The organism is Streptomyces sp. NPDC023541 (assembly GCF_055559995.1).
On the sequence record NZ_JBVHJO010000002.1, the window covers coordinates 99,009 to 117,022 of the forward strand.

The window sequence follows — 18,014 nt, forward strand, 5'->3', positions numbered from 1 at the left end:
GACATTCCAGTGGCATCCTGCCCCAGCTCAGGGGGCCCGGACCATACGCGTTTCCCCCGAGGTATGGACGCCTGGCAAGATGGGGTGTATCTGCCCACCATCGATCTGCCGGACGGTTTCTCTTGGCTGAGTTCATCTACACCATGCGCAAGACGCGCAAGGCACACGGCGACAAGGTGATCCTTGACGACGTCTTCCTGAACTTCCTGCCCGGCGCGAAGATCGGTGTGGTGGGCCCGAACGGTGCCGGCAAGTCCACCGTTCTGAAGATCATGGCGGGCATCGAGCAGCCGTCCAACGGCGACGCCTTCCTCTCCCCCGGCTACACCGTCGGCATCCTCATGCAGGAGCCGAAGCTCGACGAGTCCAAGACCGTCCTGGAGAACGTCGAGGACGGCGTCGGCCCGATCAAGCAGAAGCTCAACCGGTTCAACGCGATCGCCGAGGAAATGGCGACGAACTACACCGACGAGCTGATGGAGGAGATGGGCAAGCTCCAGGACGACCTGGACCACGCCAACGCGTGGGACCTCGACGCCCAGCTGGAGCAGGCCATGGACGCCCTGGGCTGCCCGCCCGGCGACTGGCCCGTCACCAACCTCTCCGGTGGTGAGAAGCGCCGCGTGGCCCTCTGCAAGCTGCTGCTGGAGGCCCCCGACCTGCTGCTCCTCGACGAGCCCACCAACCACCTCGACGCCGAGTCCGTGAACTGGCTGGAGCAGCACCTGGCCCAGTACAAGGGCGCCGTCGTGGCCGTCACCCACGACCGCTACTTCCTCGACAACGTCGCCGAGTGGATCCTCGAGCTCGACCGCGGCCGCGCGCACCCCTACGAGGGCAACTACTCCACCTACCTGGAGAAGAAGTCCGAGCGCCTCAAGGTCGAGGGCAAGAAGGACGAGAAGCGCGCCAAGCGCCTCAAGGAAGAGCTGGAGTGGGTCCGCTCCAACGCCAAGGGCCGCCAGGCCAAGTCCAAGGCCCGCCTCGCCCGCTACGAGGAGATGGCGGCCGAGGCCGACAAGATGCGCAAGCTGGACTTCGAGGAGATCCAGATCCCGCCGGGCCCGCGTCTGGGCTCGATCGTGGTCGAGGTCAACAACCTCTCCAAGGCGTTCGGTGACAAGGTCCTCATCGACGACCTGTCCTTCACGCTGCCGCGCAACGGCATCGTCGGCATCATCGGCCCGAACGGCGCGGGCAAGACCACGCTCTTCAAGATGATCCAGGGCCTGGAGAAGCCGGACGCCGGCGAGATCAAGGTCGGCGAGACCGTCAAGATCAGTTACGTCGACCAGGGCCGCGCCAACATCGACCCCAAAAAGACCCTCTGGGCGGTCGTGTCGGACGAGCTGGACTACATCAACGTCGGCAACGTCGAGATGCCCTCCCGCGCGTACGTCAGCGCCTTCGGCTTCAAGGGCCCGGACCAGCAGAAGCCGGCCGGTGTGCTCTCCGGTGGTGAGCGCAACCGCCTGAACCTCGCGCTGACCCTCAAGCAGGGCGGCAACCTGCTCCTCCTCGACGAGCCCACCAACGACCTCGACGTCGAGACCCTGGGCTCGCTGGAGAACGCGCTGCTGGAGTTCCCCGGTGCGGCCGTGGTCGTCTCCCACGACCGCTGGTTCCTGGACCGGGTGGCCACGCACATCCTGGCCTACGAGGGCGACTCGAAGTGGTTCTGGTTCGAGGGCAACTTCGAGTCCTACGAGAAGAACAAGATCGAGCGGCTCGGCCCGGACGCGACCCGTCCGCACCGCGCCACCTACAAGAAGCTCACGCGAGGCTGAGGGGAGCGCTGAGGTCACGGCCATGGCCAGACACCACTACCGCTGCCCACTGCGCTGGGCGGACATGGACGCCTTCGGGCACGTCAACAACGTCGTGTTCCTCCGCTATCTGGAGGAGGCGCGGATCGACTTCATGTTCCGCCTCGCGCCGGGCGAGGGCAGCGAGTCCTTCACGGGCGGATCCGTCGTGGCCCGCCACGAGATCGACTACAAGCTGCCCCTCGTGCACCGTCACGAGCCCGTCCTCATCGAGTCCTGGGTGACCCGGATCGGCGCCGCTTCCCTGACCATCCGCTACGAGGTCAAGGACGAGGCGACCGAGGACAGGCCCGAGACGGTCTACGTGCGCGCGGAGACCGTGGTCGTGCCCTACAACCTCGCCGCCGGCCGGCCGCGCCGCATCACGGCCGAGGAGAGGCACTTCCTGGAGAAGTACCTCGACGAGCCGCGTTCCGAGGCCATCGCGGCATGATCGAGCAGCTGCGCTTCGCCGATTCCGGGGAGGCGGCGGACCTCGCCGCCTTCCTGGGCCGGCTGGTGCACTACGACCGGGCCGCCGCCGTCCGCCTGCAGGCCGGCGGGGGCGCGCTCGGCGTTTTCGGACGGCCCCCCTCCTTCGATGTCCTGGCCATCCGCACCGTGCGGCTCGACGTTCCCGTGGCGGCGCCGCTGGACGTGACCGTCTCCGCCGGAGAGCTCCTGGAATCCGTGGACGAGGCCTCGGCCGAGGCCACCGTGCCCGGACCGGTCACCGGCCCGCCGTGGACCGGGGTGCTTCCGCCCCGCGGCGGCTGGCGCCGGCTGCCGGGGCTGCCCGGCCCCGAGGCGATCGCGCAGGTCCTGGCGGCGTCCGTCGCCGAGTTCCGGGCCCGGGACGAGGCCCTGCCCGCGCAGCACCGGACCCGGTCCGAACGCGACCGCATCGGCCGCGAGATCTGGTCCCGCCCCCTGGGCGGCACCGAACTCCCGCTGCGCGTCGCGCACGCCGCACAGTCCCTGGGCTTCCTGCGGCCGGTACGGGCCACCGTGTCCGCCCCCGCCCCCGCGTCGGGCGCCGTCCCCGACCCCGTGGCGCTGCTCGCCGCCGGGAGCTGGCTGCGGCTGCGTACCCCCTACGGTTCCGTCGCCACCCGCCGCCCCGGCGCCACCGGCGGCCTCGGCGCCTTCCGGGTCAGCCCCGTCTGACCGGGTGCCCCCGGGGCCCGCCGCCCCACGGGTGCGTCCCCAGAGGGCCTCCAAGTCGTGTCGTCAAAGTCCCGCCTGGTCGCCCTTCGGGCGGGCGACGCCACTTTGACGACACTCCCTAGCCCGCAGTGTTGATCATCGACGCGGCGGCGTAGGTCAGGTACTTCCACAGCTGCGCCTCGAGCTCCGGCGCGAGCCCGAGCTCGTCCAGCGCCACCCGCATGTGCTTCAGCCAGGCGTCGTGCGCCGCCGAGTCCACCTGGAACGGCGCGTGCCGCATCCGCAGGCGCGGGTGGCCGCGGTGCCGGCTGTAGGTGGTCGGGCCGCCCCAGTACTGCATCAGGAACAGCGCGAACCGCTCCTCGGCGGGGCCGAGGTCCTCCTCCGGGTACATCGGGCGCAGCAGCGGGTCCTCCGCGACGCCTTGGTAGAAGCGCCGCACGAGGCGACGGAAGGTGTCCTCGCCGCCCACCTGCTCGTAGAAGGTCTGCTCCTGAAGGCTGCCCCGCGGAATCTCATTCACCCGACCATCGTCTCAGACGCCCGGTACCGGCCGGGGGTCCCTTCGCGTTCGCACGTGACGGCCGGGCGCAGGACAGTGGAGGCATGGGTGCACACACCGCACACACCGCACGCTCCGAGACCCGGGACCTGCGGGAGACCGCGCACGCCGCCCAGGTGCGGGAGCTGACCGCGGCCGGCGTACTGGACGACCCGCGCTGGCGGGCGGCCTTCGCGGCCGTGCCCCGGCACGTCTTCGTCCCCTACTTCTGGACCGAACGCGGCGCCGGCCACGAACGGCTCTGGGGCGAGGACCCCGACCCCGGGCAGCGGGCCCGCTGGCTGCGCGGCGTGTACGTCGACGCGCCGCTCGCGACCCGGCTGCGCGACGGCCGGCTGGTCTCCTCCAGCAGCCAGCCCTCCCTGATGGCGAAGATGCTGGCCGCCCTCGACGTGCGCGACGGCGACGACGTCCTGGAGATCGGCGCGGGCACCGGCTACAACGCGGCCCTGCTCAGCCACCGCCTCGGCGACGAGCACGTCACCACCGTGGACCTGGACGAGGAGATCACCGAGTCCGCCCGGGCCCACCTGGCCCAGCTCGGCTACCACCCGACCGTCGTCACCGGGGACGGCGCCCGCGGCTGTCCCGCCCGGGCACCGTTCGACCGGATCCTGGTGACCTGCACCCTCCCGCTGGTCCCGCACGCCTGGCTCGGCCAGTGCCGGCCGGGGGCGCGGATCCTCGCCCCGCTGTCGACCGGGCTGATCGCCCTCACGGTGCGGGACGCCGATTTCGCGGAGGGCCGCTTCCTGCACACCGCGGCGTACTTCGTCCCGCTGCGCGGGGCCACGGCCGTACCGCCTCCCGACCGGATGGCCATGGTGCGCGGGCTCCCGTACGAGCTGGTGGAGAACGAGCGCTTCCAGTTCATGCTCGTGCTGACCGCCGGGGTACTGCACCCCCGCGAGGCCCTGGACCTGTGGCGCAGCGAGGGCCGGCCGGGCCGCGAACGCTTCGGGGTCTCGGTCGGCCCCGAGGGCCAGTGGTCGTGGCTGGACGACCCCCAGGGGCCCTACGTGTGGCCCCTGGGACAGCTGTGATCAGCCGCGGCGGATGGTGATCGTGGTCCAGGCACCCACGTGGACGCGGTCGCCGTCGGCCAGCGGGACCGGGACGTAGGGCTGGATCGGGTCCTCGCCGCCGTTGATGGTGGTGCCGTTGGTGGAGTTCTGGTCCACCACCGCCCAGCTCATGTCGGGCTGCTGCACCAGCACCGCGTGCTGGTGGGAGACGCCGGGGTCCTCCGGGGGCACCGACAGGTCGATGTCGGGGGACTCGCCCGTGGACGCGCGGCGGCGGCCGATGGTGATCTGGCCGCCGGACAGCGGGAGGTGCTGCTCCGGGGAGTACGCGGGCAGGTTGAGGCCGGTCGCCTCGGGTCCGCTGCGCTGCATCATCGCCATGAAGTACGAGCGGTCCGGGCCGATCGTCGCGCTCCAGGCGCCGCCCTGGGGCGGGTGCGGCTGGTACGGCGGCGTCTGGGGCTGCTGCCGGTACTCCTGCTGGTACTCCCGCTGGTGCTGCTGCGGGGGCTGCTGCTGGTACTGGGGCTGCGGGGGCTGCGGAGCCTGCTGGTACGCCGGCGGCGGCTCGTGTGCCGGCGGCGACAGCATCCAGTCGTCCTCGCGCTGGAGCGGCTCGGCCGGGCGGTTGACCCGGGACGGACGCGAACCCTGGTACTCGAAGTGGTCCTGCGCGTACGTGCCCGGCGCGGGCACGGGCGGCGGGGGCGGGCTCCCGGGACGCGGCCCGGCGGGGGCACCCGCACCGGCTCCGGTGCCGGGCGCCGGGGGCCCCGGGTCCGCCGCCGGGGACGCGTACGAGGTCGCGGAACGGGTCAGGTAGTTGTACCGGCACTCCTCGCAGAACGGGGCCATGGCCTCGCGCGGGGTCCGGCACTGCGGACACAGCTCGGCCTGGGCGGTCGGTTCACCGGCGGTCGGGGGGAAGCCGTAGCCGTAGGAAGGCACCGAGGGGGGTCCCTCAGGGGTACCCATGCGGTGGCCGCAGACCTCGCACCAGTCGTCGGAGGCGGACTGGTGCCCGTTCGGGCAGGTCGGCATGGCGGCTCTTCCCCCTTCTTCTCCCTGCGTCATCGCGGGAGGCTCTCAGAACTTCTTCACTCGGACGGTCTGCGTCGAACGGGTTTCGAGAGTCATCTCGTCGGCGTCGGCAACCTTCGCTTTCAGCCGCACAGTACCTGCCACCGCGTCCACCACATCCACCACCTTCGACAGGAGTCGTGCTGTGTCGGCGTTGCCGGAGACGCTCGCCAGTTGCACGGCCCGTCCGAGTTTGGCCGTAGCGCCGTCGACATCGCCCATTTTGCGGGCTTCGAGGCCCTGCTGGATAGCCTGCGCCAGCTCCGCCTGCCCCGTGTAGTGGGCGACCTGCGGGTTGATGGCGGTGGAGGCGGCCAGGTCGTTCGTCCACACCGCGCGCACCAGGCCCTGGGCCAGGACGGCCTCGGGTTCGCCGCCGGTCGCCGGCCGGACGAGCGTGACGCGGGAGGCGAGCATCTCCTGGCCGACGGCCGCCCCGGGGACGCGTACGCACACGTGGTACTCGCGGGACTCGTCGCCCCACGAACCGGTCGGATAGTCACCGGCGCGCGGGCCCGTGTCGGTGCGGCGGGCCGTCAGGTCCTGGACGGCGGGAGCGACCTGCTTGACGTACTGGATCTCCACGCCGACCGGGGTCCACAGGCGCAGCGAGACGTCCGCGACCTCCTTGCCCATGACGTTCTCCATCATGAGCGTGAAGTCCTCGGTGAGGTGGGCCGGGTCGGCCACGATGTCGGCGGAGCCGAGGAGGGCGCTGGCGACGCCGGTGACCTCCTTCACCTCCCAGTCGGTGCCCACACCGCGGGCGTCGCAGGTGAAGCGGCCCGCGCAGGCGTCGAGGGTGGCGCGCAGGACGGCCGGCTCCTCGTGCTCGTTGCGCCCGTCGGTCAGCAGGATGCCGTGGCGGATGGCGGCGGTGGAGCCGCGCAGCAGGCCGTCGGCCAGGCGCAGCCAGGTGCCGATGGCGGTGCCGCCGCCGGCGCTGAGGCCGCGCAGGGCGTCCTTGGCCCGGGCGCGGGTGGCGGGGTCGGCGACGGCGAGGCGGCCCTGGCCCGGATAGACCTCCTTGGCCACGTGAGTGCCGGCGATCACCGCGAAGGCGGTGCCGTCGCGCAGGGTGTCGATCGCCGCGGCGGTGGCCTCGCGGGCGCCGCGCATCTTCTCCGGCGGGTACTCCATGGAACCCGAGCAGTCGACCATGATCACGACGGCGGCCGTGCCGTCGGCGGGCGTCCCGCGGGTGACGCTGCCGCCGCCCGTGGCGGTGACGGTGACGATGGCGTGGACGTCCCGCCCGCCTTCGGGAAGGAACTCGTTCTGGTACACGTCCACGCTGAAGCGCGGGGCGCTCGGCTTGGCGAAATTCGCCATCGGCTGGACTCCTAGAGGGCTCGGGCAGGCGGGTCAGACCTGCGGGCGCGCTTCCACTTCCGGTTCCGGTGCTGCAGCCGGTCCGGGCTGCGGTGCCGCACCCGGTTCCCGTTCGGTCTGCGTGGCGAACGGCACGACGGCCACGGTGATGTTGTCGTGGCCGCCGCCGTCGAGGGCGTGCCCCACGAGCACCTGCGCGCTGTGCAGCGGGCGTACCGCGGCGTCGGCGGGCAGCACCTGGGTCATCTCCCGCGCGGACTCCGCGTAGTTCCACAGTCCGTCGGTGCAGACCACCACCACGCCGGGGTGGTCCGGCTTGAAGATCGCGGTGTGCGGTTCGAGGTCGTACGCGTCGGCCCCGAGCCAGCCGGTGATGGCGTGGGCGCGGACGTCCGCGTAGGCCTCGGCCTCGCCCATCAGGCCGGCGGCGACCATCTGGGCGGCCCAGGAGTCGTCCTCGGTGAGGCGGCGGGGCAGTGCGGCGCGGTCGTCGGGCACCCAGTAGGCGCGGCTGTCGCCGACCCAGCCGATGGTGAGCAGGCCGCCGCTGACGACGGCGCCGACCAGGGTGCAGGCGGGCGCGTTCTGCGCGCCCGGGACCTCCGGAGCCAGTGCGTTGACCGCCGCGGCGGCGGCCAGGATCGCCTCGTGCATGGCCTCCTGGGGGTGCGCGCCGCGGGGGAGCGCCTCCAGCAGCGCCTCGTTGGCGGCGGCGGCCGCGGCGGCCGACGCCTCGTCCGGGCGGCTCGCGGAGGACACCCCGTCGCACACGATGGCCACCGTGGCGGCGGAGCCGTCGGGCAGGGCGGTGGCCGACACGGCGAACGAGTCCTCGTTGCGGTGGTGGCGCAAGCCCCGGTCGCTGACGGCGGCGACGCTGCCGAGCTCCTCCTCGACGTGGTCGCGCTCGCGGGGCTGCGCGTGCCCGCAGTGCTCGCAGTACCCGTCGGTGTCGACGTGCCCGGCCCGGCAGGCCACGCAGGTCTTCCCGCCGGGCGCCGCGCCGGACGGGGGCGGGCTGTCGTAGCCGTTCTCGTACGGGTTCTCGTACGGGGCCTCGTGGGCGGCCTCGCCCGTGCCCCAGGGCGTGGCCCCGGGGGGCGTGCCGGGGTGGCCGGGACGGTCGCCGCCGGGACGGTCGTGCCGCGTCTCGGGGCCGTCCGCCGGACCCCTGCCGGTGCCGTACGGGTTCTCGTGGCCCGGGTACGCGGCGCCGGGCGGGCACGGCCCGGGCTCCGGCTCCTGTTCCCCCTCCCGCTCCGGTTCCTCTTCCGGCTGGTGCTGTGCCGGGGCGGTGGCCCAGTCGGCCGGGTCCCCCACCAGGGTCGGCGCGGCGGCGGCCACGCTGCCCCAGCCGGGGGCGGGTTCACCGGCGCCGGCGGAGCCGTGCGAGGCGGCCGGCGCCGGCAGCCCGTACCCGCCCGCGGGGGCGGCCCGGACCGGAGCGGGCGGTGCGGCGGGCGCCGGGGGCGCCGGTGGGATGGGCACGGTCGGGTGGTCCGTGGACGCGACCGGAGGGGAAGAGGTCAGGGCGTAGCCGCAGAGGCCGCAGAAACGGTCACCCTCTTCCAGGGGTTCCGCGCAGCTGGGGCAGCCCGACGGCCGATGCATCGACATCAATCACACCCACGTCCGGGGGCGGAAACGGTTGGCCCGCTCCACCAGTTCGATCCTCTCCTCGCCACGCCGTGCCAGCCGTGCGAGGACGCGGTACGAGCGCTCCAGTCCGAAGCGCAGGCCCCGCTCGTCCAGTTGACTGCCGAGCAGCGAGGTACGGCCGGGGTCGGCACCCCGGCTGCCCGACAGTACCCAGTCCAGGGCCGAGCCCAGAACCTCCGTCGCCAGCGACTCCTGCCGTTCCGGGTCCAGCCCGAACCTCCGCAGGGCCTCCACCTGGTCGGCGGCCGCCGAAAGATCGGCCAGCAGCGGCTCGTCCGGTGACCGGTCGCGCAGACGTGCGCGTACCGCCGCCACCCGCGCGGCGGTGTAGTGGATGGACGCCTCCGGTACGGATTCCAGCGTGCGCACCGCTGCGTCCCGGTTGCCGGCGGCCAGTTGGACCCGCGCCAGCCCGAAGGCCGCGCTGACGAATCCCGGATCGGTGATCCAGACCAGGCGGTAGTACTCGGCGGCGTTGTCCAGCTGGCCCAGCACCTCCGCGCACAGCCCGAGGGCCAGCTTCGGCGCGGGCTCGCCCGGGAAGGCGTCGTAGATCGCGTCGAAGGACAGCGCCGCTATCTCGTCGTCACCGGTGGCGAGCGAGGCGATGCCGCGGGCCCACACGACGCGCCAGTCGTCCGGGTGGCGGGCCTCCAGCTCGGCCAGGGCGTCCCCGGCCGCGGACAGTTCGCCCAGCTCCAGCCGCGCCCGCAGCTCCCGCAGCCGCAACTCGGCCGAGTCGGCGGGCGCGGAGGCCAGCGCGCCGAGCAGGTCGGCGGGTGCGGAGGCCAGCAGACCGGTCAGGAAACCGGCGTTGGGGTCGGCGGCGTCCACGAGCGGCACGGGGAGCGCCAGCGCGGTGTCACGGGCGTCGAGGGTCGTGACCGGCGCCGCCGTTGCCGCGGGGGCGGCCGGCGGGGACGCGGGCCCGGGGCCCGCCGCCGGCGCCCGCCGCGCCAGGGGCACCCCGGTCCCCGCAACATGCGTCACGCTGCTCTCCAGCCCGTCCCCGCCGGGGGCCGCGCCGCCCGCCCCGGCCAGGCCGACGCCGCCGGGCCCGCCGGAAAGGCCGGGCGCGGGTGCCCATGTCCCCGGCGTTCCGGCCAGGGGGACGCTTCGGGGCGCGCCGGATCCCGCCGGCGCGGCTGCTCCCGGCAGGCCGACGCCGCCGGGCGGGGTCCCGCCCCCGGCCACGGGCGCACCGCCGGGCGCGGGGTGCCAGGTACCGGTGGTCCCGCCCGGGGAGGCGGATCCCGGCCGGGCCCCCGGGCCGCCGGGGGCAGGGTGCCACGTGTCCGGCGTGCCGCCGGGCCCGTGCGGCTGCCCGGGCAGGCCGACGCCGGCCGGCGGGGTGGTGCCCTGCGGGCCCGACGTGCCGGTGGCCGCCGACGGGGCCGGGATCCCGGACCGGGCGGGGCCGCGGCCGACGAGGCCGAAGAGCCCGCCACCCCACCGGGAGGCGAACGGCCGGGAGGCGACCGGGCGGTGGCCCAGTCGGGAGACGATCGTGTCCGACGTGTCCGTGCCGGTGAACAGCAGGGTGTCCGGGACCCGCAGTTCCGGGCCGAAGAGGGTGGACAGCTGCGGCCGCGGACGGCCCGTCTGCAGCGCGACCACCTCCCGCAGCACGCCCGTCAGCTGGTCGGCCATCTCCTGCGCGGAGGCGAACCGCCGCCCCGGGTCCGGGTCGGTCGCCCGGACCAGCAGCCGGTAGAAGGACTCGTACCGCCGGAACACCTCGATGTGCTCCGGATCCGGCAGCGAATCCACGAACACGTTGGTGTAGCCCTGGAAGTCGAACGTCAGGACGGCCAGCGTCCGCGCCACCGTGTAGAGGTCCGAGGCCACCGACGGCCCCAGCTCCGCGACCTCCGGGGCCTGGTAGCCCACCGTGCCGTAGATGGCCGACTCCTCGTCGTCCATCCGCCGCACCGCCCCCATGTCGATCAGCTTCAGCTGGTCCTGCTGCTGGATCGCGTTGTCGACCTTGAAGTCGCAGTACAGCAGGTTCCGGCTGTGCAGGTGGCCCAGCGCCTCCAGCGCCTCGATGCCGTACGCGCAGGCCTGCTCCACCGGCAGCGGATCACGCCGGCCGTCCGGCCTGCGCCGCTCGTTCGCGATCTCCTTCAGCGACTTGCCGCCGACGTACTCCATGACGATGTACCCGTCCAGCGAACCGGTCCGCTGGTCCAGGTGCTCCACGAAGTTGTAGATCCGCACGATGTTGGAGTGCTCGATCTCCGCGAGGAAGCGCCGCTCCGAGATCGCGGCTTCCATCGCGTCCTGGTCCCCGGTGTCCAGCAGGCCCTTCAGGACCACCCACCGGTCCGCGACCGCCCGGTCCACCGCCAGGTACACCCAGCCCAGACCGCCGTGCGCGAGGCAGCCCGCCACCTCGTACTGGCCGCGCACCACTTCACCGGCGCGCAGCTTGGGCACGAAGGAGTAGGGGTGGCCGCACTTGGTGCAGAAGCCCTCGGTCCGGCCCGGCCGGTCCCCGCGGGCCCGGCCCACCGGGGCGCCGCAGTCCGAACGCGAGCAGAAGCGCTTGCGCTCCGGCACCTCCGGATTCTCCAGGACCGCCGCCGAAGGGTCCGGACGCGGCACCTCCGGCACGTTGACCAGACCTGCGCCCAGCCTGCTGCGCCCCGAGGAGGAGGCGGCCGAGCCCGAACTGCGCACCGACACCGAACGGGTGGAGCCCTGCCCCGTGAGCGACCGCGAGAGCCGCCCCGACACCGAACGGCGGGACGAGGAGGACCGGGAGGAGCGCGCCGACGCCGAGGAGCGCGCCGAGCCGTGGGACCCCTGCGAGCCCGGCGATCCGTGGGAGCCCCGGGACCCGCCGGATCCCAGCGAGCCGCGGGCCGCGCTCGTCATCCCCGTCGGCGGCGACACCAGTTCCTCGGCACCCGCCGCGATCGAACCGACAGGAGCCAGTCCGCAGGTGTCGCAGTACAGCTCGCCGCCGCCCATGTCCTCGTACGATCCCGGGCAGCCGGGGCGAACGCACGCTGCTCCGATCATGCTCATGCGTCCTCCGTCCCCGGCCCCTCGGGCCGGATCGTCTGCTCGGGCCGGTGCCGCGGCACCAGCGACTCGGCGGCCGCCTGCTGGTAGCGCAGGACGGCCTGTTCGGCGGCCCGCAGATCGCAGGGCGCGCTCCACAGCATCCGCCGGGCCACGTCGTACCTCTCGATCAGCAGGGGGTCCTCCGCCAGCCCGTGCCGGGCCACCTTCGCCTTGTAGGCGTCGAGACGCCCGCGCAGCTCGGCCCGCACGGCCAGCGGGGCCGTCACCGCGGTCAACGATTCACGGGCCCGGCGCAGTTCCTCCTCGGCCCTTTCCTCCAGGGATTCCAGCAGCGGCGAGAGCCGGTGCCAGCGTGCGTGGCGCCGGTGCTCGGCAGCCGCCGCGAGCTGCTCCTGGAGCACCGTCGGGGGGCCGCTGACCACGGGCACCTCGGACGCGGCGATCTTCGCCAGCACCTCGCCGCGCGCCGTCCGCGCCTCCGCCAGGGTCCGGTCGGCCCGCGAGAGCACGTCGCGCAGGCTGATCAGCCGCTGCTCGGCGTCCTGCCGTACGGCCAGCACCGCCTCGACCTCCCGGCGGACGTCCTCCAGCGCGAGCGCGGCCCGGTCGTAGCGGGCGGTGTCCGGCCGTCCGCCGCCGGGCGCGGAACTGCCCGCGGTGGAACGCCAGAAGGCCAGCGGGTCCGCGATCACCTGGGTGCGCAGCTCCGTGAGCTCGGCGGTGATGTACTCCAGGTCGTCGCCCGAGGGGTGCTCGCCCGGGCGCACGCCCACGGAGTGGGCCAGCGAACGGGTGCGGTGCAGTTCGGCGGCGAGCAGGTCGATCCGGGCGGGCAGCGCCGACCACACGGCGTCGGCGGCGACCACCACGTCCAGCGAACGCGCGTAGAGGTCGTTCATCCGGGTCACGAGCTCGGCGAGGGAGAGCCGTTCCGCCAGTGCGGCGCCCTCCGTGGCGGCCCCGGCGATCAGGACGCCGGGCCCGCGCAGCCGCTCGGTCAGCTCGACCAGGTCCTCGCGGTGGGGCCAGCGGCGCCGCTCACGGATCTCCCGGGCGGCGGTCAGCGCGCCGCTGTAGGCGTCGAAGTACCTCCACAGGCGCGTGATGTCCGCGTCGGCCGCCGCCCACCGCTCCTTGGTGAGCCCGGTCAGCTCGGCGCCCTCCAGCAGCCGGCGTCCCGCGTGGTCCTGGAGGGCGAGCAGCGAGGTCTCGACGGCCTCGTGCTCCGCGCCCAGCCGGGCCAGGGCCCGGTCGACGCCGTCCCGGTCCATCACTGCCGACCCCGTCTCCACCGACCGTGCCTCCGCTTCCGCCGCCTCCGTGTTCGCTTCCCCGCCGCCCTCCGCGTCCGCTCTCGTGCCCGGAATCGCCACCGGCCTCAGCCGTCCCGGTACTTGGGCGCGGGCGGGGCGCTCACGCCGGGCAGCACGGGCTGGAGGTGCTTGAGGTAGGCCCTCATCCACGGGCTGTCGTTGCCGCCCGCGCGGTAGTTCTCCAGCACCTTGTTGACCCGGCGGACCAGGTCGGGGGCGTCCTTGTTCATCGCGACCCCGTAGAACTCGCGGGTGAAGGGCGAGCCCACCAGCCGCACCGAGGGATCTTGCGCGGCCTGGCCGGCGGCGAGGGCGTTGTCCGTGATGATGCCGTCGACCTCGTGCAGCTGGAGCCGGACCAGGCAGTCCAGCTGGTTGGCGACGGTGACCGGCCGGGATCCGTACGACTGGGCCTTGAGCGCGCTCTCCGCCGTGGAACCGGCCGCGACGCAGATCCGCTTGTCCTTCAGCGAGGGGTCGTACCCGGTGATCGGCGAGCCCTTGGGGGCCAGCACCTGCTGTCCGGCCTCGAAGTAGGCCGTCGAGAAGGCGACGTCCTCCAGCCGCTTGCAGTTGATGGTCATGGTCCGCACGACGATGTCGACGCGGCCCTCCTGGAGGGCGGGGACGCGCTGGCTGGTCGGGATGGCCCGGTAGATGACCGCGTTCTCGTCGCCCAGGATGTCCTTGGCGATGGCCTTGACCAGGTCGATGTCGAAGCCGTCGAGGCGGCCGCCCTCCGCGGTCTGGTTGCGGTAACCCCAGCGGAAGCTGTTCTGGTCCACGCCCGCGACGAGCTTGCCCGCCGCCTTGATCCGCGCGATGGCCGCCCCGTCCACGTCGGACGGGCGCAGGCTGGCCTCGGGGTCCTGGCAGGTGTCCGTGAGGACCCAGGGCGCCGCCGGAGCCGCCACCGCCGAGGCAGGACGGCGGGGGACACCGGGTGCGGTGTCCGTGGTCGCGTGGGCCAGCGGCAGCAGCACCGTCGCGGCCGTCACGGCGCAGGCGACGGCCATCGCGCTCACGCCGCCCCAGCCGCGCAGCCGGCCCGCGGCCCGCCGGACGCCGGACCGTGCGCCGGGGGCACGTGTGCGGCCCTCGTGCTCCTCGTACTCCTCATGGCCCTCGGCGGCCCGCCGCGCCCGTATCCGCATCGCTCTCACCTGTACTCCGAAAGCCTGCGCCCGATACCGAGCAGGGCCGCTGTCGCGCCGATGACCGCCAGTACCGCCGAGCCCGTCACCAGACCGCCGAGCGCCCCGATCCCGTCCTGGGCCGCTCGGGTGAACTCCCGCTGCTCGTGGGCGACGGCACGTTCCAGGGAGGCGTCCACGGTGTCGAAGGCGGCGCCGCTGCTCTCCTTGTGCTGCTCGTCCCCGACGACCTGGGGCAGTGCGGATTCGTAGTCGCCCTTCAAGTCCGCCTCCCGGGCCGCCGCGTGCCGCTGCTTCCACTGCTCCACGCCGTCCACGGCACGGCTCACGGGCGTCCGGCCGTCTTCGTCGTCGGCCAGCCGCAGCGCGGTCGCGAGCCCCGCGTCCAGCTGCTTCATGTTGTTCGTGAAGTCCACGTCGTACTTGTCGGACTTCTTGTCCTCGGCCAGTACGGCGCCCCGCGCGATCAGTGTCAGGTTCTCACTCGCCCGGGCCTGGAGGGAGGCGATCCGCGCGTCGTTGAGCACCTTCATCGACTCCTGCCCGTCCGTGCGGGCTTCACTCAGCGAAGAACGCGCCACCGTGTGGCCGACGGACAGCCAGAGCAGCACCACCACGGAGGCGGCGGTCGCCGCCACCAGGCCGTGGTTGAAGACCCGGTTCGTGTGCCGGTAGTTGCGCCGCTGCGCCCACACCAGGGCGGCCACGGCGAGCAGGCCGAGGCCCAGCGAGCCCAGCGGCCAGGCCCGGGCGTCGTCGTCGTCGGTGTGCAGCCGCCGGGTCTCCGCCTCGTAGAGCCGCTGGGCGGCGGGCAGCAGCTGGGTGGTCATCTGTTCGTTGGCGTAGCGGAGGTAGGCGCCGCCCAGCGGCAGGCCCTGCCGGTTGGTGGCGCGGGCCTGCTCGATCAGGCCGGTGTAGCGCGGCAGCTGTTCGCTCAGCAGGGCGATCTGCTCGCGTGACTCCTCGCTGCCGCCGGTGTTGGCGGCGGCGCTCACCAGCAGGCGGGAGGCGTTGGCGATGTCCTTCTCGTAGCGCTGGCGGACCTCGCGCGGCTCCTGCGCGCCGAGGAGGAAACCGCTGGAGGAGGTGGTGTCGGCGTCGGCCAGGGAGCGGTAGATACTGGCCGCGTCCGCGCTCAGCGGCTGGCTGCGGCCCACCACGTCGTCGGCGGCGGTGGCCCGGCCGGAGATCTCCCACACGCTGACCATGCCGAACAGCATGATCAGAGCGGCCAGTACCGCGCCGATGATCCGCAGCCGGCCCGGCTCGGTGGTGGCCTCCTCGCGCAGCCGCTGCACTCCCTCCGACCAGGCGGTGCGCCGCCCGGGTGGCCCGGCGGGCGGCGACGCCGACGCGCCGGCGGGCGGCGCGGAGGCACCACCCCCGGGCGCGGGCGCGCGTGATGTGATCGCCACCGTGACCTCCCCCTCGGTCCTGTCGTCCCCCAGCCGGCGCCGGGGAGTCCCCCCTGCGCAGCAGCAGTATGGCCGTAGTGCCGGTGGACCACAGCACCCGGTGCCGGGTCCGGGGCGATCCGCCCCCGCGGGCGCCTTTCGTCACCCCTTCACCGTCAATACGTCCTTACGGCCGTAACGGTTGCAGACCGGACGCATTCCCGGGCGGGTTCAACCGAAATGGGCACGGAGTTTTCCGTGGGCCTCCGCCGGGGCCCCTGCCGCGTCCAGGCCCAGCAGCCCGGCGCCCAGCACCGGGGGCGCCGTGACCACGGTGACGCGGGCGTGCGGGGCGCGTTCGGCGAGGCCGGCCGCGATCCGCTCGTCGAGCCGCGGGTGCCGGGCAGCCAGCACCCCGCCGCCCAGCACCACCGGGACCTCCTCGGCCAGCAGGCCCAGGCGGGCCAGGGCCACCACGGCCATGGCCACGACCTCGTCCGCCTGACGGTCCACCAGCGAGAGCGCCACCGCGTCCCCGGCGGCGGCCACCTCGAACAGCACCGGGGTCAGTTCGTGCCGCCGCCCGGCGGGCACGTCCCCGAGGTGCATCGCCTCGATCAGCGAGGCCATCGAGCCGTGGCCGAGGCGTGCGGGCAGCGCCCGGGCCAGCTCCGTCGCCCCGCCCCGCCCGTCCTCCGCCCGGGCCGCGAACCACAGGGCCTCCTCGACCAGTCCGCCCCCGCCGCCCCAGTCGCCCGAGATCCGCCCGACCGCGGGGAAGCGCGCGGTCCGCCCGTCCGGGGCCATCCCGACGCAGTTGATGCCCGCCCCGCACACCACCGCGACACCGCGCGGTTCGGCGCCCGTGGGCAGTCCGGCGCGCAGCAGCGCGAAGGTGTCGTTGTGCACCGCGGTGGTGCGCCCCCAGCCGCGGCGCTCGATCTCCCGCGCCAGCCGGCGCTCCTCCACCGGGAAGTCGGCGTTCGCGAGGCACGCCGACACGTGCGCCGCGACGGGCCCGCCCCCGACGCCGGGGTGCACCCCGGCGCGGGCCAGGGCCTCGGCCAGTACGTCCACGGCCGCGGCCACCCCGGTCCGCGGCGGCTGGAAGCCACCGGCCTGCCCGGTGGCCAGCACGGACCCGTCGGGGCCGAGGAGCGCGACGTCCGTCTTGCTGTTGCCCGCGTCGATCGCCAGGACCGGAGGGAGGGTCACGCCCATGGCAGATGCTCCTTGTTGTGCGCGAGGAGCCGGTCGGTCAGCCCTTCGGCCAAGTCGTACTGGCCGACCAGCGGGTGCGCCAGCAGCGCCTTGAACACCCGCTCGCGGCCGCCCCGCAGGGCGGCGTCCAGCGCGAGCTCCTCGTACGCCGCCACGTGTGAGATCAGCCCGGTGAACAGCGGGTCCAGGCGCGGCACCGGCAGCGGTACGGGGCCGGCGCCGCCGACGGTGCGGACGCGCGCCTGGACCTCGACGACGGCGTCGTCCGGCAGGAAGGGCAGCGTGCCGTTGTTGTACGTGTTGACCACCTGAACGTCCGTGCCGCCGTCGCCCAGCAGCGCGGCCGCCAGGTCCACGGCCGCCTCCGAGTAGAAGGCGCCGCCCCGCTTCCCCAGCAGCGCGGGCTTCTCGTCGAGCGCCGGATCCGCGTAGAGGGCGAGGAGCTCGCGCTCCATCGCGGCGACCTCGGCGGCCCGCGAGGGCCTGGTGCCCAGCTCCCGCACGACCTCGTCGTGGGAGTAGAAGTAGCGCAGGTAGTACGAGGGGACGGCGCCGAGCCGGTCCAGCACCGCCCGCGGCAGCCGCAGGTCGGACGCCACGGCCTCCCCGTGCGCGGCGAGCAGCCCGGGCAGCAGGTCCTCGCCGTCCGGGCCGCCCCGGCGCACGCCCAGCTCCCAGGTGAGGTGGTTGAGGCCCACGTGGTCCAGGTGGACGTCGCGGGGGGCGAGATCCAGCAGGGCCGCGAACTTGCGCTGGAGGCCGATGGCGACGTTGCACAGTCCGACGGCCTTGTGGCCGGCCCGCAGGAGGGCCCGGGTGACGATCCCGACCGGGTTGGTGAAGTCGATGATCCAGGCGTCGGGGCTGGCCCGCCGGACCCGCTCGGCGATGTCCAGGACCACCGGAACGGTGCGCAGGGCCTTGGCGAGCCCGCCCGCTCCGGTGGTCTCCTGCCCGACGCAGCCGCACTCCAGGGGCCAGGTCTCGTCCTGGAGCCGGGCGGCCTGTCCGCCGACGCGCAGCTGCAGGAGGACCGCGTCGGCCCCGGCGACGCCCGCGTCGAGGTCCGTGGTCGTCGTGACCTTGCCGGCGTGGCCCTGCCGGGCGAAGATCCGGCGGGCCAGGGCGCCGATCAGCTCCAGCCGCTCGGTGGCCGGGTCGATCAGCACGAGTTCGCTCACCGGCAGGGTGCCGCGCAGCCGTGCGAAGCCGTCGATCAGTTCGGGGGTGTAGGTGGAACCGCCGCCCACCACTGCGAGTTTCAACGTC

Annotated in this window: 14 protein-coding genes; 4 read left to right on the forward strand and 10 right to left on the reverse strand. The window is 73.9% G+C overall.

Annotated elements, in window-relative coordinates:
• Window positions 1-122 precede the first annotated feature (122 nt).
• From ettA to ACZ3X1_RS04425, 3 genes are read left to right on the forward strand one after another with little or no spacing between them, the layout of a single operon-like run.
• The gene (gene ettA, locus ACZ3X1_RS04415) at window positions 123-1,787 is read left to right on the forward strand and encodes an energy-dependent translational throttle protein EttA (protein WP_356810093.1); all 1,665 of its coding nucleotides are present in this window, start codon (window positions 123-125) and stop codon (window positions 1,785-1,787) included.
• A gap of 22 nt (window positions 1,788-1,809) precedes the next feature.
• On the forward strand, window positions 1,810-2,259 hold the full coding sequence (locus ACZ3X1_RS04420; RefSeq protein ID WP_356810092.1) for an acyl-CoA thioesterase: 450 nt from the start codon (window positions 1,810-1,812) through the stop codon (window positions 2,257-2,259).
• A complete protein-coding gene (locus ACZ3X1_RS04425) occupies window positions 2,256-2,972 on the forward strand; it encodes a DUF8010 domain-containing protein (protein ID WP_356810091.1) in 717 nt (238 codons plus the stop codon). Before ACZ3X1_RS04420 ends, ACZ3X1_RS04425 begins: the two co-directional genes overlap by 4 nt.
• Before the next feature lie 118 nt (window positions 2,973-3,090).
• On the opposite strand, the gene ACZ3X1_RS04430 is transcribed toward ACZ3X1_RS04425, so the two are convergent.
• A complete protein-coding gene (locus ACZ3X1_RS04430) occupies window positions 3,091-3,495 on the reverse strand; it encodes a globin (RefSeq protein ID WP_467276481.1) in 405 nt (134 codons plus the stop codon).
• Window positions 3,496-3,578: 83 nt separating this feature from the next.
• Between ACZ3X1_RS04430 and ACZ3X1_RS04435 the strand changes: the two genes are divergently transcribed.
• A complete protein-coding gene (locus ACZ3X1_RS04435; protein ID WP_356810090.1) occupies window positions 3,579-4,577 on the forward strand; it encodes a methyltransferase domain-containing protein in 999 nt (332 codons plus the stop codon).
• Here the strand turns inward: ACZ3X1_RS04435 and ACZ3X1_RS04440 are convergent, their stop codons facing one another.
• The 9 genes from ACZ3X1_RS04440 to ACZ3X1_RS04480 form a co-directional block, all read right to left on the reverse strand.
• On the reverse strand, window positions 4,578-5,600 hold the full coding sequence (locus ACZ3X1_RS04440; protein ID WP_467276483.1) for an FHA domain-containing protein: 1,023 nt from the start codon (window positions 5,598-5,600) through the stop codon (window positions 4,578-4,580).
• Window positions 5,601-5,645: 45 nt separating this feature from the next.
• Entirely contained in the window at window positions 5,646-6,971 is a 1,326-nt protein-coding gene (locus ACZ3X1_RS04445) for a hypothetical protein (protein ID WP_467276485.1), read from the reverse strand.
• 33 nt (window positions 6,972-7,004) lie between these two features.
• The gene (locus ACZ3X1_RS04450) at window positions 7,005-8,459 is read right to left on the reverse strand and encodes a PP2C family protein-serine/threonine phosphatase (protein WP_467276488.1); all 1,455 of its coding nucleotides are present in this window, start codon (window positions 8,457-8,459) and stop codon (window positions 7,005-7,007) included.
• Between the two features lie 132 nt (window positions 8,460-8,591).
• On the reverse strand, window positions 8,592-11,663 hold the full coding sequence (locus ACZ3X1_RS04455) for a serine/threonine-protein kinase (RefSeq protein ID WP_467276491.1): 3,072 nt from the start codon (window positions 11,661-11,663) through the stop codon (window positions 8,592-8,594).
• Window positions 11,660-12,934 carry a hypothetical protein gene (locus ACZ3X1_RS04460; protein ID WP_356810146.1) on the reverse strand — a complete coding sequence of 425 codons (1,275 nt, stop codon included), beginning with the start codon at window positions 12,932-12,934 and terminating at the stop codon, window positions 11,660-11,662. Before ACZ3X1_RS04460 ends, ACZ3X1_RS04455 begins: the two co-directional genes overlap by 4 nt.
• A 107-nt stretch (window positions 12,935-13,041) precedes the next feature.
• Window positions 13,042-13,992 carry a glutamate ABC transporter substrate-binding protein gene (locus tag ACZ3X1_RS04465; RefSeq protein ID WP_356810145.1) on the reverse strand — a complete coding sequence of 317 codons (951 nt, stop codon included), beginning with the start codon at window positions 13,990-13,992 and terminating at the stop codon, window positions 13,042-13,044.
• Window positions 13,993-14,135: 143 nt separating this feature from the next.
• Window positions 14,136-15,545 (reverse strand): hypothetical protein, encoded by a 1,410-nt coding sequence (locus tag ACZ3X1_RS04470; RefSeq protein ID WP_362631412.1) that lies wholly within the window; start codon window positions 15,543-15,545, stop codon window positions 14,136-14,138.
• A gap of 210 nt (window positions 15,546-15,755) precedes the next feature.
• Window positions 15,756-16,745, reverse strand: a complete 990-nt coding sequence (locus tag ACZ3X1_RS04475) for an N-acetylglucosamine kinase (protein ID WP_467276496.1) — start codon at window positions 16,743-16,745, stop codon at window positions 15,756-15,758.
• On the reverse strand, window positions 16,736-18,010 hold the full coding sequence (locus ACZ3X1_RS04480) for a 6-phospho-beta-glucosidase (protein ID WP_467276498.1): 1,275 nt from the start codon (window positions 18,008-18,010) through the stop codon (window positions 16,736-16,738). The genes ACZ3X1_RS04475 and ACZ3X1_RS04480 overlap by 10 nt, the downstream gene beginning before the upstream one ends.
• Window positions 18,011-18,014 lie beyond the last annotated feature (4 nt).